Genomic DNA, 20,196 nt, shown 5'->3' with positions numbered 1-20,196 from the left:
GTAGCTCAGAAGATCAGTGATCTTCGAGCAAGTTGTGCAGTTCGACGAATTGCTGGGTCAGCTTATGGCGCGGGTCGAGGTGGATCAGCGGCATGCTGGCCTGATGCGATTCGCGCATGCGCACCGAACTGGTCAGGTACACCGGCAGCACCGGTAGACCTTCGGCAATCAGCTCATCGAGAATCTGCTGCGGCAGGCTCGCCCGGGCTTGGAACTGGTTGACCACGATGCCTTCGACTTCCAGGCCTTCGTTGTGGTCGTCCTTCAGCTCTTCGATCTCCGCGATCAGGCCGTACAGCGCCTGACGGGAAAAGCTGTCGCAATCGAAAGGGATCAGCACGCGATCGGCAGCAATCAACGCCGATACTGCATAAAAATTCAGCGCCGGCGGCGTATCAAGATAAATCCGGTCGTAATCCTCGGACAGCTCATCGAGCAACTTCCGTAGTTTGTTGATCTTGTGTTTGGCCTCGAGCTTGGGCTGCAGGTCGGCCAGCTCGGCGGTGGCGGTAATGATGTGGAGGTTGTCGAACGGCGTTTCGTAGATGTCCGCCTGATTCTTCTTCGAGAACGGCCCGGAAGACAGGGTCTGCTTGAAGAAGTCGGCAATACCCATCGGAATGTCGTCGCCGGTGAGCCCGGTCAGATACTGAGTGGAGTTGGCCTGGGCATCGAGATCGACCAACAGCGTGCGATAACCCTCGCTGGCGCTGACCGCCGCCAGATTGCAGGCAATGCTCGACTTGCCTACGCCACCTTTCTGATTGAACACCACGCGCCGCATGACCAAACCTCCGTGTATCAAAGAATGACCGAGTGTAGATGCGCTCGACCTCGCTTCGCTACCTTCACGGACACGGACTACAAAGTCAGGTGCAAATATCCGCGGACGAATAGGGCAATCGCCGCCATTGATCGCCGAGATTCCCGACAGACAAACCGCTGGGAATCTGGATAATGGCAAATTGACAGCTCTCTTGCGAACCGTTCGGTACATTTCGTTGCGCAAAATGTAACCAGCATTTGCTACACACTCGTCGCACCGGGATAATGCGCGCCACCCGGCGCCAAGCGCCACGTCAAGCCTGCTGCGGCTTTGGCGATTCAACGCGTCAACAAAAGCCTGCAGGGGCGGGATGAATGTCCGTGATCAACTTCAACATCGCCCAATGGCGCGCGTGGGCCCCTGGCCTCGACAGCGTGGACGCCTGGCAGGCCTGGAGCCGACAACCGGTCGTGCTCCAGCGCAGTGATGCCGCGCCCGATGTGTCGTTTTTGCCGGCCATGCAGCGCCGCCGCCTCAGTCGTCTGGCACGCATGGCGTTCAGCGTTGGCTGGCCCCTGGCCGACGGGCGGGACAGCCTGCCGCTGGTGTTCGTCTCGCGCCACGGTGAAACCCCACGGACTTACGACATCCTCAGTGATCTGGCGACCGAACAGCCGCTGTCGCCGACCCAGTTCAGCCTGTCCGTACATAACGCGATCATCGGTCTGTGGTCGATCATGCGTGGCGAAACCAGTGAGATGACCGCCCTCGCCGCGGCCGGCGACGGCCTTGAGCACGGCATGCTCGAAGCAGCGGCGCTACTCAATGAAGGCGCCCCGGCGGTGCTGTTGGTAATCACCGAAGAACAACCGCCCGAAGCCTATTCAGCGTGGATCGATGACGTGCCGTTTCCCTACGCACTCGGCCTTTTGCTCACCCCCGGTACCGACTGGCGGCTGACCCTGAACAGCACCACAGAAACACGGTCAAAAGCTCACTGGCCCCACGCGCTCAATCTGTTGCAAACCCTGCTCGGCCAGCAAACCCATTGCCAACATGCCTGGAAAAATCGTGTATGGACCTGGCAACGCAACCCGTGACCGAAAAAAACCGCGATGCCTATTACTGGCGCCTGCTGGCCACCGCCGCAAGCTTCGCCCTGTTCGGGCTTGGCGGGCTGTGCCTGCGTGTGCTGGTGTTTCCGCTGTTGGCTTGCCTGCCCGGTGACGCCGTTGCGCATCGCCAACGCGCGCGGCAGACCGTCAGCCGGCTGTTCTGGTTTTTCGTCCGGTTCATGGCCCGCACCGGTGTGCTGACCTATGACATTCAGGGCGCCGAACGTCTCGGGCGACCCGGACAGATGATCATCGCCAATCACCCGTCGCTGATCGACGTGGTGTTCCTCATCGGTCTGGTGCGCCAGGCCAATTGCGTGGTGAAGAAAAGCCTGTGGGAAAACCCCTTCACCCGTGGCCCGTTGCGCAGCACTGAATACATCAGCAACGACGGCAGCATGGACATGCTCGATGCTGCCGCCCAATCCCTGCAAAACGGCCAGACCCTGATCATTTTCCCGGAAGGCACGCGCACCCAGCCCGGTCAGGCGCCGGCCTTTCATCGGGGCGCTGCGGCGATTGCCCTGCGCGGTGCGAAAATCCTCACGCCGGTGATTATCAAGGTCAGCCCGACCACGTTGACCAAAGCCGAACCCTGGTACCGGATCCCCAGCCGCCGCGTGCACTTCAGTTTTCGCGTCGGGGCCGATATAGACCCACAAGCCTTCGCCGCGCAAGGCCCTGCACCGCAAGCCTCGCGCAAGCTCAACGATTATTTGCACTCATATTTTATTAAGGAGCTCGCCGAAGATGAGCGATCTGAACACCCCTAGCCTGGTGCGTGACATCAAACTGCTGATCATCGACGCCCTCGGCCTCGAAGACATCAGCGTCGACGACATCGAAGACGAGCAAACACTGTTCGGCGAAGGCCTGGGCCTGGATTCCGTCGACGCGCTGGAACTGGGTCTGGCCATCCAGAAAAAATACGGCATCAAGATCGATGCCGACGCCAAAGACACCCGTAACCATTTCACCAACGTGGCCAGCCTTGCGGCGTTCGTCACGGCAAAACAGGCAGCTTGAGACCGGACCATGCAAACTCGTGACGATATTTTCAACACCCTGCGCGATGCCTTGGTCGAGCTGTTCGAACTGGATCCGGCCCGTGTGAGCCTGGAATCCAACCTGTATCAGGATCTGGAAATCGACAGCATCGACGCGGTCGATCTGATCGATCACATCAAACGCCAGACCGGCAAGAAAATCGCCGCCGAAGAATTCAAATCGGTGCGCACCGTCGGCGACGTGGTCGAGGCGGTCTACCGTCTGGTTCAACCGGCCGCATGAGCCGATTGATCGGCCTCGGCCTGCTGCTGGCCGGTCTGCTGTACCCCTTTGCGGTGTATTTCGGCATGGAGCATTTTGCCCCGTGGCAGTTCGGTCTGCTGCTGGGCAGCCTGTGGCTGGCGCGAGCGCTGACCGGTGAACGTAAACCCGGCAGCCTGTGGATGGCCTGTGTGGCGATCGCCTTTTGCCTGCTGCTGGCGCTGTTCGACAGTCCGCTGTTGCTGCGTTGGTACCCGGTGCTGATCAGCGGCTTCATGCTGGTGCTGTTCAGCCTGAGCCTGAAATACGGCCCGCCGATGGTGGAGCGCCTGGCGCGCTTGCGTGAGCCAGAACTACCGGATATTGCGATTCGCTATACGCGCAAGGTCACCGTGGCCTGGAGCGTGTTTTTCTTCTGCAACGGTTTATGCGCCGCCCTGCTGACCCTGTGGGCGCCGCTGAATTGGTGGATGTTGTACACCGGCCTGATCTCCTATGGATTGATCGGCCTGATGTTTGCCATTGAATGGCTGATACGACAACGGGTAAGAGGCCGTACATGAACTGGATAAAACTTGAGCAGTTGTTGCTCAAGCCTGTGCCGGCGCGGGTGATCAGCCACGCACCGGCCCTCGATCACGCGCAGCTGTGCGAACAGGCCCTGAGCGTTGCCGCCGGTCTGCAAGCGCAAGGCGTGAAACGTCTGGCTGTGCACCTGGAAGATGCCGCCGAACTGGCCATCGCATTGCTAGGTGCATGGCGTGCAGGTGTGAGTGTTCTGCTGCCCTCGGACCTGCAAGCGCAAACCCGCCAGCGCTGGTCGGCTGAGGTCGATCTGTGGCTGACGGATCAAGCCGATGACGCGCAACTGAGCGACGTTCAGCAGCCGCCGCTAGCCGGCGCCGCACTGGACCTCGACCAGTGCCGCCTGAGCCTGTGCACGTCCGGCTCCAGCGGCGAGCCCAAGCGCATCGACAAAACCCTGCGCCAACTGGCCAACGAGGTCGAAGCACTGGAACAGTTGTGGGGCGCGGATCTCGGTGAGGCCTGCATCATCGGCAGCGTCGCCACCCAGCATATTTACGGTTTGCTGTTTCGCGTGCTGTGGCCGCTGTGTGCCGGGCGCCCGTTTGTGCGCAAGCAACTGGCGTTCCCCGAAGACTTGCAGCGTGCCAGCCGCGAACATCCAGCCTTTGCGTGGGTGGCCAGCCCGGCGTTACTCAAACGCATGGGCGACAACCTCGACTGGCCGGCCCTGAGCGCCGTGCGCCGGGTGTTTTCCTCCGGCGGTGCGTTGCCGGTCGAAGCTGCGCAAAGTCTGCAGCAACGCTTGCAGCAATGGCCGACGGAAATCCTCGGCAGCTCGGAAACCGGCGGCATTGCCTGGCGTCAGGGCCAACTACTGTGGCAACCGTTCGCCGGTGTCCAACTGAGCCAGGACAGCGACGGCGCCCTGCTGATCGCCTCACCTTACTTGCCTGCCGGGCACGTCGAGCACACCGCTGACGCCGCGCGCATCGGCATCGATGGCCGCTTCGAACTGCTCGGACGGCTGGACCGGATCGTCAAACTGGAAGAAAAACGCATCTCGCTGCCCATGCTTGAGCAAGCCTTAGTTGACCACGACTGGGTCGCCGAAGCGCGCTTGGGCGTGGTCCAGGAAAATCGCGCCTCTCTCGGTGCTCTACTGGTGCTCAGCGAGGCCGGCCTGTTTGCCTTGCGTGAGCACGGTCGCCGCAGCCTGACCGAAACCCTGCGCCAGCATTTGCGCCAACACTGTGAAGCCCTGGCTTTACCGCGACGTTGGCGGCTGGTGCGGCAATTACCGTTGAACAGCCAAGGCAAACTGCCGCAGGCCGATATCGAAGCGCTGCTGATGGCCCCGCGAGCGAAAGCGCCGGAAGTGCTGTCGCAGGTCGAGACCGAGGGTGAATGGAGCCTGCAACTGAGCGTGCCGCCGGACCTGGCTTATTTCAGTGGTCACTTCCCTAAAGCCCCGGTATTGCCCGGCGTGGTGCAGGTGGAATGGGCACTGAACCTCGGTCGCCAACTGCTCAATCTGACCGGTCCGTTTGCCGGGATGGAAGTGCTGAAGTTCCAGCAATTGGTGCGGCCTGGGGATGAAATTCAGCTGCACCTGCGCTTTGATCCTGAGCGCGGCAAATTGTATTTCGCTTATCGCAATGACACGGCGACCTGTTCCAGTGGGCGGATTCTTTTGGGTGTAGAGCATGGTTGACCTTGGTGAGTGCTGCGCACTCAATCGCGAGCAGGCTCACTCCTACAGGGATCGCGGTCTTCCAGTGGAGAAAACGTATGCATAACCCTTGCGCCGTGATCCCGGTTTATAACCACGAAACCGCGATCACCACGGTGGTCGACGCCCTGCTCGCGCAAGGCCTGCCGTGCATTCTGGTGGACGACGCCAGCACGCTCTCTTGTGCCAGAGTGCTCGACGCACTGGCCGAGCGCGACAACGTGCATCTGGTACGCCTGACCGCGAATCAGGGCAAGGGCGGCGCGGTAATGACCGGTTTGCGCGAAGCCTCGCTGTTGGGCTTCAGCCATGCGCTACAGGTTGATGCCGACGGCCAGCACGACTTGCACGATGTGGAGCGTTTTGTCGCCGAGTCCCGTGCCCATCCCGAGGCGATGATCTGCGGTTATCCGCTGTTCGACGAGAGCGTGCCGAAAGGTCGTTTGTACGCGCGCTACCTGACCCACGTGATGGTCTGGATCAACACGCTGTCGCTGCAGATCCGCGATTCAATGTGTGGTTTCCGTGTCTATCCGCTCGCCCCGACGCTGGCGGTGATTGATTCGGCGAAAGTCGGCAAGCGCATGGATTTCGACTCGGACATTCTCGTGCGCCTGTCGTGGCGTAATCAGCCGATGCGCTGGCTGCAAACCAGCGTGCATTATCCGCTGGACGGTGTGTCGCACTTCCGTCTGTTCCATGACAACGCACTGATTTCCAGCATGCACACACGGCTGTTTCTCGGCATGTTGCTGCGCTTCCCGGTGATCCTCTGGCGGCGGTGGCGAACATGACCGGCGAAGCCGACAAAAAGCACTGGGCTGACCGCGAAGAGCGCGGCAGCTTCCTGCTGATGAAATTCACCGCGTTCGCCGCCAAGGTCCTGGGCCGACGCCTGCTCAGCCCGTTGCTGTACGGCATCGTCCTGTACTTCTTCCTGTTTGGCCGCACCGCGCGACACAGCGCCTGGCAATACCAGCAACGCCTGGCCGCATGGAGTCAGCGCGACGTGTTGCGCCCGACGCATTGGCGGGTGTTCGGCCAGTTCATGGCATTCGCCGATTCGATGCTCGACAAGCTCGACGTGTGGAACGGCAAACTGCGTATCGAACAAATCGAAATCATCGACCCGGCGCTGCTGCGCAATCAGCTGCGCGGCAGTCGCGGACAACTGCTGGTCGGCGCGCACCTGGGCAATCTGGAAGTCTGTCGCGCACTGGCGGAGATCGGCGAAAAGGTCACCATGAACGTGCTGGTACACACCAAGCACGCCGAGCAATTCAACCGTTTGCTGGGCGAGGCCGGGGCGACCAATCTGCGCCTGATTCAGGTCAGCGAACTCGACCCGGTGATCATGCTGCAACTGCACGAACGCCTGGAGCGCGGTGAGTGGCTGGCGATTGCCGGCGACCGCGTGCCGCTGCATGGCGGGCGCAGTGTGACCGTCGATTTCCTCGGCCATCCGGCGCCGTTCCCGCAAGGGCCGTGGCTGCTCGCCGGCCTGCTCAAATGCCCGGTCAACCTGTTGATGTGCCTCAAGCAACCGGACGGCCACTATCGCCTGACTCTCGAGCCCTTCGCCGATGCCGTGGTGTGGAAGCGCAGCGAGCGCGAGCAGGTCATTCATCAGTGGGCCACCCGCTATGCGCAGCGCCTGAGTCACTATTGCCTCGAAGCGCCGCAACAATGGTTCAACTTTTACCCTTTCTGGAAGACCGATGACGACGCCAACCCATGAGCCGGTAACCTTCGGCGAACGCCCTTTGCGCATCGAAGACGTGCTGGCCCTGGCCAACCGTCAGGCGCCCGTGCAATTGCAGAGCGACGCCGACTATCGCGAGCGCATCGCCAAGGGCGCGCGGTTCCTCGATTCGCTGCTGGACAAGGAAGGCGTGATCTACGGCGTGACCACCGGTTACGGCGATTCCTGCGTGGTCGCGGTGCCGCTGCATCACGTAGAGGCCCTGCCGCGTCACCTCTACACCTTCCACGGTTGCGGGCTGGGTAAACTGCTCGACGCGCAAGCCACCCGCGCGGTGTTGGCGGCGCGTTTGCAGTCGTTGTGCCATGGCGTCTCCGGGGTGCGCGTGGAGTTGCTGGAGCGTCTGCACGCGTTCCTCGAATACGACATCCTGCCGCTGATCCCTGAAGAAGGCTCGGTCGGCGCCAGCGGTGATCTGACGCCGCTGTCCTACGTCGCTGCAACGCTGTCCGGTGAACGTGAAGTAATGTTCCGTAGCGAACGTCGCCAGTCTGCCGATGTGCATCGTGAACTCGGCTGGACACCGCTGGTACTGCGCCCGAAAGAAGCGCTGGCGCTGATGAACGGCACCGCCGTAATGACCGGTCTCGCCTGCCTCGCTTTCGCCCGTGCCGACTATCTGTTGCAACTGGCCACGCGCATCACCGCGCTCAATGTGGTCGCGCTGCAAGGCAATCCGGAGCACTTCGACGAACGTCTGTTCGCCGCCAAACCACATCCAGGGCAAATGCAGGTCGCCGCGTGGCTGCGCAAGGATCTGGCCATCGACGCGCCGACCGCACCGCTGCATCGCCTGCAGGATCGCTATTCGCTGCGCTGCGCACCGCACGTGCTCGGCGTGTTGGCCGACAGCCTGAACTGGCTGCGTTCGTTCATCGAAACCGAGCTGAACAGCGCCAACGACAACCCGATTATCGACGCCGAAGCCGAGCGCGTTTTGCACGGCGGGCACTTCTACGGCGGCCACATCGCGTTCGCCATGGACAGCCTGAAAAACCTCGTGGCCAACGTCGCTGACCTGCTGGACCGCCAGCTCGCGCTGCTGGTCGACGAGCGTTACAACCACGGTCTGCCAAGCAACCTCTCCGGTGCTCCGGCGGATCGAGCGATGATCAACCATGGCTTCAAAGCCGTGCAGATCGGCACCAGCGCGTGGACCGCCGAAGCGCTGAAAAACACCATGCCGGCCAGCGTGTTCTCGCGCTCCACCGAGTGCCATAACCAGGACAAAGTCAGCATGGGCACCATCGCTGCTCGCGATGCGATCCGCGTGCTGGAGCTGACCGAACAGGTCGCTGCCGCGACATTGCTCGCCGCCAACCAGGGCGTGTGGCTGCGTGCTCAAGCCGAAGATGCCCGGCCGTTGCCGCCATCGCTGGCGGCGATGCACGCAGAACTGGCCAAGGACTTCCCGCCGGTGATCGAAGACCGCGCCTTGGAAGCCGAATTGCGCCTGTGCCTGCAACGCATCGCTGCGCAACACTGGAGGCTGCATGCGTAGCGCCGGAGTGCTTCACGCCGACACCGAAATCCTCGTGCCGTTTTTCGACGTCGATACCATGCACGTCGTCTGGCACGGCCATTACGTCAAGTATCTGGAAGTGGCGCGTTGCGCGCTGCTGGACAAGATCGGCCACAACTACACGCACATGGTCGAGGCCGGTTATGCCTGGCCGATCATCGACCTGCAACTGCGCTATGTGCGCGGCGCGGTGTTCGGTCAGCGCCTGAATGTGCGCGCCAGTCTGGTCGAATGGGAAAACCGTCTGAAGATCAATTACCTGATCACCGACCTGCACAGCGGCGAACGCCTCACCCGTGCCAGCTCGGTGCAGGTTGCCGTCGAAGTGAGCAGCCGCGAGATGCAACTGGCTTCACCGAAGGTCTTCACCGATGCCGTGGAAAGGATGCTGCGATGAATGTTTTTGTTAAAGGCTTGAGTGTACTGGCGCTGCTGGTGATGTCCTCTCTGGCCAACGCCTTCGACCTGCAACAACTGAGCGAGCAACTGGCGAAACCGGACGTGATCCACGGTCAGTTCATTCAGGAAAAACACCTGCGTGCATTACCGCAGCCGCTGATCAGCAAGGGCAGTTTTGTTCTGGCGAAAAACCACGGCCTGCTCTGGCTGCTGAAGACCCCGCTGCAACAGGACTACCGCATCACCGCCAAGGGCATCGCCCGGCGTGACGGCAACGGCTGGCAACTGCTGCCGAACAAGAGCGCCGGGGCCGAGCAGAACCGCTTGTTCCTCGCCGTGCTGCAAGGCGACAGCAGCGGCCTGCAACGCGACTTCGAACTGGCCCTGAGCGGCGACGCACAGCAGTGGAAACTCACGCTGACCCCGCGCTCGCTGCTGCTCAAGCAAGTATTCAACCAGATCAATATCGACGGCGGCACGCTGGTGCAGACCATCGAACTGCTGGAAACCCAGGGCGACAGCACGGTGCTGCGCATGCAGGACAGCACCGCCGGGCAACCGTTGAACGACGCGGAGCAACATGACTTTGCCGAGTGAACGCAGGCTGCCCTGGCTGTTTCTGATTCTGCTGCTGGCGGTCGTCGCTCTGGCCGGTTGGCAGTGGCGTGACGGTGCGCCATTGTCGGCGAACCTGATGGAACTGGTGCCCGGCACCCACCCCGACGCCCTCGAACAGCGCGCCGAGCAGCGTATGCAGGAACCGCTCAATCGCGAAATGCTGGTGCTGGTCGGCCACGCCGACCGCCAGCTAGCGGTGGCCATGGCGCAGACGCTGGGCGAGCAATGGCAGGCCAGCGGGTTGTTCGAAAAGGTGCAGTGGAACCTGCAAGCAGACCTGCCAGCGCTGCGCACACAACTGCTGCAAGGGCGACTGGCGATGCTCTCGGCGGATGACCGGCAACTGCTGATCGAACACCCAGACGCATTCATTCAACAACGCGTGCAGGCCCTGTTCGATCCGTTCAGCGGTTTCAGTCTGGTGCCGAGTCAGGATGACTGGCTGGGCCTGACCGGGCGCATTCAGAACAGCCAGCCGCAGCACGGTTCGGTGCAACTGGACATCGGCAGCGGCGCGTTGATTGCCGATGCGGACGGCAAGAGCTGGGTGCTGCTGCGTGCACGCACCACCGGCAATGCTTTCGACATGGACCTGCCGCTGCAAGTCGCGGCATTGCTGCAAGCCAGCCGCGAGCAGGCGGCGAAATCCGACGTGCAATTGCTGGCCGCCAGCGGCTTGCTCTACGCGGCCAATGGTCAGCAGCAAGCCACGCGCGAAATGACCTGGGTCGGTGGTGGTGCGACGGTCGGCATTCTCTTGCTGCTGTTGCTCGCTTTCCGCCGCTGGCGCGTGTTGCTGGCGTTCGTGCCGGTGCTGGTCGGCATGTTGTTCGGTGCGGTGGCGTGTGTGGCGCTGTTCGGCCACATGCATGTGATGACGCTGGTGCTCGGCTCCAGCCTGATCGGCGTGGCCGTGGATTATCCGCTGCACTATTTGTCGAAGAGTTGGAGCCTGAAGCCTTGGCGCAGTTGGCCGGCGTTGCGTTTGACGCTGTCCGGGCTGACCCTGAGCCTGATCACCAGCGCCATCGGTTATCTGGCACTGGCGTGGACGCCGTTCCCGGCGTTGACGCAAATCGCGGTGTTCTCCGCCGCTGGCTTGCTCGGCGCCTATTTGTCGGCGGTGTGCCTGTTGCCGGCGTTGCTGAAAAACGTCGAACTACGCCCCGCGCAATGGCCGCTGCATCTGGCCGAGCGCATGGTCAACCTGCGCGAAAAACTCCTCGAACGCGTACGCACGCCGGTGTTGCTGGCACTACTGATCGCCTTCTGTGTGGGCGGTCTGGTGCAGCTGCAAAGCAAGAATGACATCCGCCAATGGGTCGGCGCACCACAACATCTGACCGACGAAGCGCAGGCCATCGCGCGCATCACCGGCTATCAGCCGACCAGCCAGTTTTTCCTCGTGCGCGCCGACAATCAGCAGCAATTGCTCGAGCGTCAGGCCGCGCTGAGCGAGCGTCTGGAGCAACTGGTCAACCTCGACAAGCTGCAAGGCTATCTGGCCCTCGATCGACTGGTCAGCCCACCGAACCAGCAAGAACAGGTACGTCAGGCACTGAACAAACTGCCGCAATACTGGCAGCCACTGCTCGACCTCGGCGTACCGCTCGCCGTGCTGCAAACCGAACTACAGCAATTGCAGGCCGTGCCCGCCGAAGACATCGACGCGGCACTGGCCGGTCCCCTTGGTGAGCCTTATCGCACGCTCTGGCTTGGCCCCAGCGAAGACGGCGTAGCGGCAATGACCAGTCTGCAAGGCCTGAACAACCCGGCACTGTTGCGCGTGCAGGCGCTGGATTTGCCGGGGGTGACGCTGGTCGATCGCCTCGGTGAGTTGAATGAAGTCTTTGCGGCGACGCAAATCAGCGCCGCAGAACTGAAACTCGCCTCCTGCGCACTGATCGTGCTGGTGCTGATGCTGCCCTTTGGTCTCGGCGGCGCGCTGCGCATTGTCGCCCTGCCTCTGCTCGCTGCGCTGTGCAGCCTGGCCAGCCTTGGCTGGCTTGGTCAGCCGCTGACCCTGTTTAGCCTGTTCGGCTTGCTGCTAGTGACGGCGATCAGCGTTGATTACGCGATTCTCATGCGTGAACAAGTCGGCGGCGCGGCGGTGAGCCTGCTCGGCACCCTGCTGGCGGCTGTGACGACGTGGCTGTCGTTCGGTTTGCTGGCGGTTTCCAGCACGCCGGCGGTGAGCAACTTCGGTCTGTCGGTGAGCCTCGGTCTGGCGTTCAGCTTCATGCTCGCACCGTGGGCGGGGCGTCACGAACACACCGCGACAGTCGTGGAGCCGGCAGCATGATGGTCGTCGCCTTCTGGTTCATGGCCCTGGCGTTGTTCGCCGTGGCCACTCGCATCGGGCGCCACTTCGGTCTGATTCCGATTGTCAGTCAGTTGCTGCTGGCGAGCTTCGGCTTGCCGCTGCTGATGTACTTCTGGATCGAGCCGGGCTGGCAGCTCAGTGGCGCGCAACTGATTGCGCCTGACTGGCTGAAAAACCTCTACAGCCTGAGTTTTGCCCTGCTGCTCGGGCATATCCTCAGTGATGTGATCGATCTGAAACTCGATCGCCAGAGCGTGAAAATCGCTGTGCCGAGTTTCCTCGTGCCGTTTGCCTGTGGCCTGGCCGCTGCCTATTGGCTGCTGCCGGCGCAACCGTGGCTCAACTCGCTGACCATCGGCCTGGTGTTCGCGATTACCGCGATCCCGGTGCTGTACCTGTATCTGCGCCACATCGATTATCCGCCCGCCGCCACTCGCCGGTTGGTGCAGACCGCGATCCTCATCGATCTGACCTGCTGGACGCTGTTCGGCCTCGCCCAGGGCAGTCTGCATCTGAGCAGTCTGCTGCTGCCGCTGGCTCTCGCCCTTGTGCCGTTGCTGTTGCATCTGTTGCGTGCGCGTCGACCGCTGACCTACAGCCTCGGTTTCTTTGCGCTGTTGGTAATGGCCGAGCACTACAAACTCAACGCACTGATCTTCGGCATCGGCTACCTGCTATGCATGGCCGCGCTGAAAGTGCCGCTGGTGCTGCCATTGCCGGCGCGCTGGATGAGCCGTTTGCAGACGTGGCTGGCGATCCCGCTGATCCTGACGTTCGGCATCGTCCAGATCGACGTGCACAGTGCCCTCGCAAGCCTTGGTCCGCTGCAATGGGCGGCGCTGTTGCTGTTGCCGATTGCCAGTAAACTGCTCGGCAACTGGCTCGGCCTCGGCTGGGCCGGCGCCTCGTTCGAAGGCGCCAGCCGCTGGCGCGAAAGTGTGCTGCTGAATATTCGCGGCCTGAGCGAAATCGTCTTTCTCAATTTGTTGTTGCAACAACAGCTCATCACCCCGGCGCTGTACTTCGCGCTGATGCTGATGGGCCTGATCGCGACGCTGCTACCGGCCCTGATCGGCCTGCATCGCGCGCCATTGAATCTGCAACATCCTTTACCCCGGAGCTCACGTGCCAATCGTTGAAATGGAATCCCGTCAGGTCGTGATCATCGGCGCCGGTCCCTCCGGCGCCATCGCTGCGGCGTTGCTCAAGCGCAAGGGCCACGATGTGCTGGTGATCGAGCGCCAGCATTTTCCGCGCTTTTCGATCGGTGAAAGCCTGCTCAGCCATTGCCTGGATTTCGTCGAAGAAGCCGGCATGCTCGACGCCGTCAATGCCGCCGGATTCCAGCGCAAGACCGGCGCCGCATTCGCCTGGGGCGAGCGTTACAGCGCCTTCGATTTCGGTGACACCTTTACCGGCGGCAAACCGACCACGTTTCAGGTGCAACGCGCCGATTTCGACAAACTGCTGGCCGATCAAGCGGCGCTGCAAGGCGCGGAAATCCGCTACGGCGATGCCATCGTCAGCGTCGATTTCGACCGGACGAAACCGCACCTCGACGTGCGCCGTGAGGACGGCAGCGACTATCGCGTCGAAGCGGATTTCGTCCTTGATGCCAGCGGCTACGGCCGCGTGTTGTCGCGGCTGCTGGATCTGGAAGCGCCGTCGAACTTCCCGGTGCGCCAAGCGGTGTTCACCCACGTCGAAGATCACATCGACAACCCGGCGTTCGACCGCGAAAAAATCCTCGTCACCACCCATCCAGAGCATCGCGATGTCTGGTTCTGGACGATCCCGTTCAGTAATGGACGCTGTTCGGTGGGCGTGGTCGCCGCCGAGGAACATTTCAAGGGTCGCGACAACGATCTGGATGCCTGTCTGCGCAGCTTCATCGCCGAAACCCCGAGCCTTGCCGGCGTTCTGAACAATGCTGTGTGGGACACCCCCGCACGCACGCTCGGCGGTTACGCCGCCAATGTGAAATCCCTGCACGGGCCGGGCTTCGCCTTGCTCGGCAACGCGGCAGAATTTCTCGACCCGGTGTTCTCCTCCGGCGTGACCATCGCCATGCGCTCGGCGAGCATGGCGGCAGCGGTTTTGCACCGTCAGTTGCAGGGCGAAACCGTCGACTGGCAAAGCGAATTCGCCGAGCCGCTCAAGCGCGGCGTCGACACCTTCCGCTGCTACGTCGAGGGCTGGTACGCCGGCACCTTTCAGGACGTGATTTTTTATGAAGACAGCCAGGCGGAAATCCGTCGGATGATCTGTTCGATCCTCGCCGGCTACGCCTGGGATGAACGCAACCCGTTCGTCAGCGAAGCCCGCCGCCGCTTGAAGATGATTTCCGAACTCTGTGCAAAGGACGCCACATGAACTACTTGAGCGACAGCTACGTCGAGGAAACCCGCTTCGGTTTCTGGTTCCTGCGCAGCCACACCTGGCAGCACCATGTGTTGCGGGTGGCGATCAATGATTTGCGCGGTTTGTTCAGTGAAGCACTGCCGCAGAACCCGGTACTGCTGGACGCCGGTTGTGGCCAGGGCAAGTCGTTCGCTCATCTGCGCCAGACCTTTGCGCCACAGCGTTTGATCGGTGTTGATGCCGATCCGCACAGCCTGGAGTTGAGCGCTGAAGAAGCGACGCGTCTGGGCCTCGATGTAGAACTGATCGGCAGTGATTGCGCGACGCTCAATGTGCCGGACGCCAGTGTTGATCTGCTGTTCTGCCATCAGACTTTTCATCATCTGGTCGAGCAGGAAAAAGCCCTCGCCGAGTTTTATCGAGTGCTGAAACCGGGTGGCTATCTGCTGTTCGCCGAATCCACCGAGGCTTACATTGATACGTGGGTGATCCGCTGGTTGTTCCGTCATCCGATGCACGTGCAAAAGAGTGCGGCGCAGTATCTGCAGATGATTCGTGGGCAGGGTTTCGAGTTTGCCGGGAAGAATGTCTCGTACCCGTATCTGTGGTGGAGCCGGTCGAAGGATTTCGGTTTGCTGGAGCGGTTTGGCTTACGCAAACCCAAGCCGTTCGGGCAGCGTGAGGAAACGCTGGTCAACGTGGTAGCGCGCAAGCCGCTGCAAGGTACTTTCTGATGCAAAGCTATCGACCTGCACACCCGAAACCCTGTGGGAGCTGGCTTGCCAGCGATAGCGGTGTGTCAGTCAACAAAAATGCTCGATGTGCCGACGCCATCGCTGGCAAGCCAGCTCCCACAAGGTTTGTGGCGTGGCTAATGTTGGTGGTATTTGTCCTCCTGAGTGCCTGCGCCAGCCAGGCGCCGTTGCCGGCGGGCAATCCAACACTCCCGCTGCCGCTGCAACTGCACATCGAACGCCAACAAGCCGAACAACGCCAGGACTGGCTGCTGGTGATCCAGCGCGAAGGCCCGGGCATTCGCTGGTCGATGATGGACCCGCTGGGCATTCCCCAAGCGCGGCAGCAACTGATCGACGGCCATTGGCAGGCCGATGGGCTGCTGCCGCCGAACCCCGAAGCCCGAGAACTGTTTGCCGCGCTGTTGTTCGCCCTGACCCCGTCCGGCGAGCTGCTGCGCAATTACCCCACCGCACTGCAACAGGGCCAGCAACGCGCCCTGCCGGCGCGCTGGGATATCCGTTATTCACAACCGTTGAGCTTCGAATTGAACCTGCCTCAAGGCCCGCACTACCGCGTTTCTCCGTTGGGTGAACCGACGCCATGACCGCTTACCTGAATGCCCTCGGCGTGATCTGCGCGCTGGGCCGCGACAAACAAGCCGTCGCGCGCAACCTGTTCGCCGGCGACTGCTCGGGCATGCGCCGCGAGTCCGGCTGGGTGGCGGAGCGTGAGTTGCCCGTCGCGGCCGTCCAGGGCGAACTGGCGCCGATCCCGGCAGAACTCGCCGATCAGCGCAGCCGTAACAATCAGCTGCTGCTGGAAGCGGCGTTGCAGATTCGCGATGACATCGATCAAGCGATCCAGACCTTCGGCCGTGAGCGCATCGGAGTGGTCCTCGGCACCAGCACTTCGGGCATCGACGAGGCCAGCCGAGGTCTGGCGCACTACATCCGCGAGCAGCAGTTCCCGGCAGAATACGATTATCGTCAACAGGAACTCGGCGCCCCGGCCAATTTCCTCGCCGACTGGCTGCAACTGAGCGGCCCGGCCTATGTGATTTCCACGGCGTGCACCTCTAGCGCCCGGGCACTGATGAGCGCTCAGCGTTTGCTTGATCTGGGCCTGTGCGACGCGGTGCTGTGCGGCGGCGTCGACAGCCTGTGCAAACTGACCCTCAACGGTTTCTCGTCACTCGAAGCGATGTCCGACGAGCGCTGCAATCCGTTCTCGGCCAACCGCAGCGGCATCAATATCGGCGAAGCGGCGGTGCTGTTTGTCATGAGCAAACAACAGGGCAAAGGCCCGGCCATTGCCTTGCTCGGCGCCGGCGCCAGCTCCGACGCCCATCATATTTCTGCCCCTGAACCGACCGGGCGCGGCGCCCTGCAAGCGATGCAGAAAGCCTTGAGCCGCGCTCATCTGCAAGCAGCGCAGATCAACTACCTGAACCTGCACGGCACCGCTACCCAACACAACGACGCCATGGAAAGCCTGGCGGTTGCCGCGCTGTTTCCCGAAGGCGTCGCGTGCTCGTCGACCAAACCGATGACCGGCCACACCCTTGGCGCGGCCGGTGCTCTGGAAGCGGCGTTCTGCTGGCTGAGCCTGAGCGCCAACAACCCCGATCACGCCTTGCCGCCGCACGTCTGGGACGCTCAGGCCGATCCCGCGCTGCCACCGCTGAAGTGGGTGACCGCGAGCGAGCGCCTGACGTCCATTGCACCCCGCTACCTGATGAGCAACTCGTTTGCCTTCGGCGGCAACAACGTCAGCCTGATTATCGGAGACGCCCCATGATCCCCTGGCCGCTCGCCGAACTGCTGCCCCATGCGGGCGACATGATTCTGATCGACAGCATCTCAAGCTTTGACGAGGAGCAGATCTACACCCGTCTGACGGTCCAGCCTGATGGCCTGTTCAACCTGCCCGACGGCAGCCTGCCGGCCTGGGTCGGCATCGAACTGATGGCGCAGAGCGTCGCCGCATTTGCCGGTTGCCACGCGCGGCAGAAAGGCAATCCGGTGGAGCTGGGCTTTCTGCTCGGTACGCGCAAGTTCGAGTGCAACGTCGAAGCGTTTCCCGCCGGCAGCGAACTGACCATCCATGGTCTGCGTTCGCTGGAAGATGAAAACGGCATGGGCGTCTTCGAATGCCATATCAACGGCGCCGGCATTCACGCCAGCGCGCGCCTGAACGTGTTCCGTCCGCCTCAGGTCAATCAATATCTGCAACAGACACAGGAGTCGAACGATGACTGAATCCGTACTGGTCACCGGCTCCAGCCGTGGCATCGGCCGCGCCATTGCCTTGCGCCTCGCAAAGGCCGGGTACGACATCGTCCTGCACTGCCGCAGCGGCGTAGCCGAAGCGCAAGGCGTTCAGGCAGAAATCGAAGCACTGGGGCGCAAGGCGCGCATCCTGCAATTCGACGTTGCCGATCGCGAAACCTGCAAAACCATTCTGGAAGCCGACGTCGAAAGCCACGGCGCCTATTACGGCGTGGTGTTGAATGCTGGGCTCACCCGCGATGGCGCATTTCCAGCTCTGAGTGACGACGATTGGGACGTGGTGTTGCGCACTAACCTTGACGGTTTCTACAACGTCCTGCACCCGGTGATGATGCCGATGATCCGCCGCCGTGCCGCTGGTCGCATTGTCTGCATCACCTCGGTGTCGGGGCTAATCGGCAACCGTGGCCAGGTCAACTACAGCGCCTCCAAGGCCGGCGTGATTGGCGCGGCAAAGGCGTTGGCGATCGAGCTGGGCAAGCGCAAAATCACCGTTAACTGCGTCGCACCGGGCCTGATCGACACGGCGATGCTGGATGAAAACGTGCCGGTGGAAGAGTTGATGAAGATGATCCCCGCGCAACGCATGGGCACCCCGGAAGAGGTCGCCAGTGCGGTGAATTTCCTGATGTCGGCGGAAGCCTCGTACATCACCCGCCAGGTTCTGGCGGTCAACGGAGGCTTGTGCTGATGAAGCGCGTCGTCGTCACCGGCATGGCCGGCATCACTTCGCTGGGCAGCGATTGGGAGACCATCGCCGGCAACTTCGCGGCTAACCGCAGCGGCATCCGCCGCATGGCCGAGTGGGATCGTTTCAGCGAACTCAACACGCGCCTGGCCGGGCCGATCGATGACTTTGCAGTGCCTGCGCACTGGACGCGCAAGCAATTGCGCAGCATGGGCCGGGTGTCGCGACTGGCGGTCGGCGCAGCAGAAAAAGCGCTGGCTGACGCCGGTCTGCTCGGCAATGAATCGATCAAGGATGGGCGCATGGGCGTCGCTTGTGGTTCGTCCACCGGCAGCACCGACGAGATCAAAGCGTTCGGCAACATGCTGCTCAACTCGGTGGCCGAAGGCCTCAACGCCAACTCCTACGTGCGGATGATGCCGCACACTACCGCCGCCAACATCAGCATCTTCTTTGGTCTCACCGGGCGGCTGATCCCGACGTCCAGCGCCTGCACCAGCGGCAGCCAGGGCATCGGTTACGCCTACGAGGCGATCAAGTTCGGCCGCCTGCCGTTGATGCTCGCCGGTGGCGCCGAGGAGCTGTGCCCGACCGAAGCCATGGTCTTCGACGCGCTCTACGCTACCAGCCTGAAAAACGAGGCGCCACAGACCAGTCCACGCCCGTACGACAAGGGCCGCGATGGCCTGGTGATCGGTGAAGGTGGCGGCATGCTGGTGCTTGAAGAGCTGGAACATGCTTTGGCGCGTGGTGCGCACATCCACGCCGAGATTGTCGGTTTCGGCAGCAACGCCGACGGCCAGCACACCACACGCCCGGAACAAGTGACCATGCGCCGTGCCATGGAACTGGCGCTGGAAGACGCCGGCCTGACGCCGGAGGCCATCGGTTATGTAAATGGCCACGGCACCGCTACAGAACAGGGCGACATTGCCGAAACGCTGGCGACCAGCAGTTTGTTTGGCGAACGCATGCCGATCAGCTCGCAGAAGAGTTTCCTCGGCCACACCCTTGGCGCCTGCGGCGCGCTGGAGTCGTGGTTCAGCATCGAGATGATGAACCGCGACCTGTACGTGCACACGTTCAACCTCGACGAGGTCGATCCGCACTGCGGCAAACTCGATTACCTGCGCGGTGAGTTCCGCCAGATGCATCACGACTACGTGATGAACAACAATTTCGCTTTTGGTGGCGTCAACACCTCGTTGATTTTCCGCCGCTGGCACTGACCGCAACACGTTTGGAGTGAAGGGAATGACTCAGTTTCACCGCATCGCCGCTCTGTTGGCACTGGCTTTTGTGCTCGGCGGTTGCACCAGCAAACCGGTTTACAACGCCAAGGAAGAGTTCTCGCCCAACCTCGGTTTCACCCAGCAACAGATGAGCCGCGCCATCGTCACTGCGCTGAACGATCGCCAGTGGGTCGTGCAATCGGTACGTCCGGGCATGATCAAAGCGGCGATCACCGTACGCGGTCGCCATCACGCCGAAGTCGATATTCCGTTCACCCCGACTTCGTTCGAAATCGACTACCGCAGCAGCTACGGCCTCGATGCCAAGGACGGCAAGATCCACGGCAACTACAACCGCTGGGTCAACCGCCTGCGCGACAACGTGCTCAAAGAGCTGTCGATCAACCCGGACATCGAGTTCGTCAACGACCTGGGCATCGTCAAACAAGGCGCCGACGAGCCGACCTACCTGAGCTTCCGCGAAGGCGTCAAACGCGCCACCGACGCCGGCCTGCTCGACGGCAGCGTGAAGTTCTACCTGGCCGGTGAAACGCTGCCAAAACAGGTGCGTAAACTCGACACCGTGAGCAGCAGCCGCAAAACCAACGGCTCGAACAAATCCAACGAAGACGCCTGCTTCTGGGCCCTGCAATCGGCCCTGGCGACTCTGCAGAACGCCGCAAAAAAAGCCGACGCCAACGCGGTGATCAACATCGCCAGCGTCGACCAGCGCGACCTGTACAAAGACACCGAAAAATTCCAGTGCCGTGCCGGGCTGGTGGTGTCGAGCGTGGCGCTGCGCGGGGACTTGGCGCACGTGGATTGATGGGATTGCAGAAACGACAAAGGGCGCCATTC

22 protein-coding genes are annotated in these 20,196 nt (G+C 62.0%); 21 read left to right on the top strand and 1 reads right to left on the bottom strand.

The features are described from left to right. Positions 1–13 precede the first annotated feature (13 nt). Positions 14–784 (bottom strand): ParA family protein, encoded by a 771-nt coding sequence (locus CKW26_RS01550; protein ID WP_034152927.1) that lies wholly within the window; start codon positions 782–784, stop codon positions 14–16. A gap of 356 nt (positions 785–1,140) precedes the next feature. On the opposite strand from CKW26_RS01550, the gene CKW26_RS01545 reads away from it, so the two are divergent. The 21 genes from CKW26_RS01545 to CKW26_RS01445 all read left to right on the top strand — a co-directional run bounded on the left by CKW26_RS01545 (position 1,141) and on the right by CKW26_RS01445 (position 20,164). Next, the gene (locus CKW26_RS01545; protein WP_095047233.1) at positions 1,141–1,866 is read left to right on the top strand and encodes a beta-ketoacyl synthase chain length factor; all 726 of its coding nucleotides are present in this window, start codon (positions 1,141–1,143) and stop codon (positions 1,864–1,866) included. Further along, on the top strand, positions 1,842–2,654 hold the full coding sequence (locus CKW26_RS01540; protein ID WP_095047232.1) for a 1-acyl-sn-glycerol-3-phosphate acyltransferase: 813 nt from the start codon (positions 1,842–1,844) through the stop codon (positions 2,652–2,654). The genes CKW26_RS01545 and CKW26_RS01540 overlap by 25 nt, the downstream gene beginning before the upstream one ends. Continuing rightward, a complete protein-coding gene (locus CKW26_RS01535) occupies positions 2,632–2,907 on the top strand; it encodes a phosphopantetheine-binding protein (protein ID WP_093430104.1) in 276 nt (91 codons plus the stop codon). Before CKW26_RS01540 ends, CKW26_RS01535 begins: the two co-directional genes overlap by 23 nt. Positions 2,908–2,916: 9 nt before the next feature. Next, a complete protein-coding gene (locus tag CKW26_RS01530) occupies positions 2,917–3,171 on the top strand; it encodes an acyl carrier protein (protein ID WP_007909503.1) in 255 nt (84 codons plus the stop codon). After that, positions 3,168–3,713, top strand: coding sequence for a hypothetical protein (locus tag CKW26_RS01525; RefSeq protein ID WP_093430103.1), 546 nt, complete (start codon positions 3,168–3,170; stop codon positions 3,711–3,713). Before CKW26_RS01530 ends, CKW26_RS01525 begins: the two co-directional genes overlap by 4 nt. After that, positions 3,710–5,389, top strand: a complete 1,680-nt coding sequence (locus tag CKW26_RS01520) for an acyl-CoA synthetase family protein (protein WP_095047231.1) — start codon at positions 3,710–3,712, stop codon at positions 5,387–5,389. The genes CKW26_RS01525 and CKW26_RS01520 overlap by 4 nt, the downstream gene beginning before the upstream one ends. A 77-nt stretch (positions 5,390–5,466) precedes the next feature. Further along, positions 5,467–6,201 carry a glycosyltransferase family 2 protein gene (locus CKW26_RS01515; protein ID WP_095047230.1) on the top strand — a complete coding sequence of 245 codons (735 nt, stop codon included), beginning with the start codon at positions 5,467–5,469 and terminating at the stop codon, positions 6,199–6,201. Beyond that, a complete protein-coding gene (locus CKW26_RS01510; protein ID WP_095047229.1) occupies positions 6,198–7,145 on the top strand; it encodes a glycosyl transferase in 948 nt (315 codons plus the stop codon). The genes CKW26_RS01515 and CKW26_RS01510 overlap by 4 nt, the downstream gene beginning before the upstream one ends. Beyond that, the gene (hutH, locus tag CKW26_RS01505; protein WP_095047228.1) at positions 7,126–8,670 is read left to right on the top strand and encodes a histidine ammonia-lyase; all 1,545 of its coding nucleotides are present in this window, start codon (positions 7,126–7,128) and stop codon (positions 8,668–8,670) included. The genes CKW26_RS01510 and hutH overlap by 20 nt, the downstream gene beginning before the upstream one ends. Further along, a complete protein-coding gene (locus tag CKW26_RS01500; protein WP_095047227.1) occupies positions 8,663–9,088 on the top strand; it encodes a thioesterase family protein in 426 nt (141 codons plus the stop codon). The genes hutH and CKW26_RS01500 overlap by 8 nt, the downstream gene beginning before the upstream one ends. Beyond that, complete coding sequence (locus CKW26_RS01495) at positions 9,085–9,687, top strand: outer membrane lipoprotein carrier protein LolA (protein ID WP_095047226.1); 603 nt, start codon at positions 9,085–9,087, stop codon at positions 9,685–9,687. The genes CKW26_RS01500 and CKW26_RS01495 overlap by 4 nt, the downstream gene beginning before the upstream one ends. Beyond that, complete coding sequence (locus tag CKW26_RS01490; protein ID WP_095047225.1) at positions 9,671–12,010, top strand: MMPL family transporter; 2,340 nt, start codon at positions 9,671–9,673, stop codon at positions 12,008–12,010. The genes CKW26_RS01495 and CKW26_RS01490 overlap by 17 nt, the downstream gene beginning before the upstream one ends. After that, positions 12,007–13,170 carry a sodium:proton antiporter gene (locus CKW26_RS01485; protein WP_095047224.1) on the top strand — a complete coding sequence of 388 codons (1,164 nt, stop codon included), beginning with the start codon at positions 12,007–12,009 and terminating at the stop codon, positions 13,168–13,170. The genes CKW26_RS01490 and CKW26_RS01485 overlap by 4 nt, the downstream gene beginning before the upstream one ends. Further along, positions 13,157–14,404: an NAD(P)/FAD-dependent oxidoreductase gene (locus CKW26_RS01480; protein ID WP_095047223.1), complete on the top strand. Its 1,248-nt coding sequence runs from the start codon at positions 13,157–13,159 to the stop codon at positions 14,402–14,404. Before CKW26_RS01485 ends, CKW26_RS01480 begins: the two co-directional genes overlap by 14 nt. Continuing rightward, the gene (locus tag CKW26_RS01475) at positions 14,401–15,126 is read left to right on the top strand and encodes a class I SAM-dependent methyltransferase (protein WP_095047222.1); all 726 of its coding nucleotides are present in this window, start codon (positions 14,401–14,403) and stop codon (positions 15,124–15,126) included. Before CKW26_RS01480 ends, CKW26_RS01475 begins: the two co-directional genes overlap by 4 nt. A 140-nt stretch (positions 15,127–15,266) precedes the next feature. Next, positions 15,267–15,734, top strand: a complete 468-nt coding sequence (locus tag CKW26_RS01470; RefSeq protein WP_095047221.1) for a hypothetical protein — start codon at positions 15,267–15,269, stop codon at positions 15,732–15,734. Beyond that, positions 15,731–16,927 carry a beta-ketoacyl-[acyl-carrier-protein] synthase family protein gene (locus CKW26_RS01465; RefSeq protein ID WP_095047220.1) on the top strand — a complete coding sequence of 399 codons (1,197 nt, stop codon included), beginning with the start codon at positions 15,731–15,733 and terminating at the stop codon, positions 16,925–16,927. Before CKW26_RS01470 ends, CKW26_RS01465 begins: the two co-directional genes overlap by 4 nt. Further along, the gene (locus tag CKW26_RS01460) at positions 16,924–17,388 is read left to right on the top strand and encodes a hotdog family protein (protein WP_095047219.1); all 465 of its coding nucleotides are present in this window, start codon (positions 16,924–16,926) and stop codon (positions 17,386–17,388) included. Before CKW26_RS01465 ends, CKW26_RS01460 begins: the two co-directional genes overlap by 4 nt. After that, the gene (gene fabG / locus CKW26_RS01455; protein ID WP_095047218.1) at positions 17,381–18,109 is read left to right on the top strand and encodes a 3-oxoacyl-ACP reductase FabG; all 729 of its coding nucleotides are present in this window, start codon (positions 17,381–17,383) and stop codon (positions 18,107–18,109) included. The genes CKW26_RS01460 and fabG overlap by 8 nt, the downstream gene beginning before the upstream one ends. Continuing rightward, the gene (locus CKW26_RS01450; RefSeq protein ID WP_095047217.1) at positions 18,109–19,335 is read left to right on the top strand and encodes a beta-ketoacyl-ACP synthase; all 1,227 of its coding nucleotides are present in this window, start codon (positions 18,109–18,111) and stop codon (positions 19,333–19,335) included. The genes fabG and CKW26_RS01450 overlap by 1 nt, the downstream gene beginning before the upstream one ends. A 25-nt stretch (positions 19,336–19,360) precedes the next feature. Continuing rightward, positions 19,361–20,164, top strand: coding sequence for a hypothetical protein (locus CKW26_RS01445; protein ID WP_095047216.1), 804 nt, complete (start codon positions 19,361–19,363; stop codon positions 20,162–20,164). The last annotated feature ends 32 nt before the right edge of the window (positions 20,165–20,196 follow it).

This window comes from Pseudomonas sp. Irchel s3h9 (assembly GCF_900187475.1).
Taxonomy (GTDB): Bacteria; Pseudomonadota; Gammaproteobacteria; order Pseudomonadales; family Pseudomonadaceae; genus Aquipseudomonas; species Aquipseudomonas neuropathica.
The sequence above is the reverse complement of the archived record's forward strand: the minus strand, read 5'-3'. Positions and strand labels throughout refer to the sequence as shown.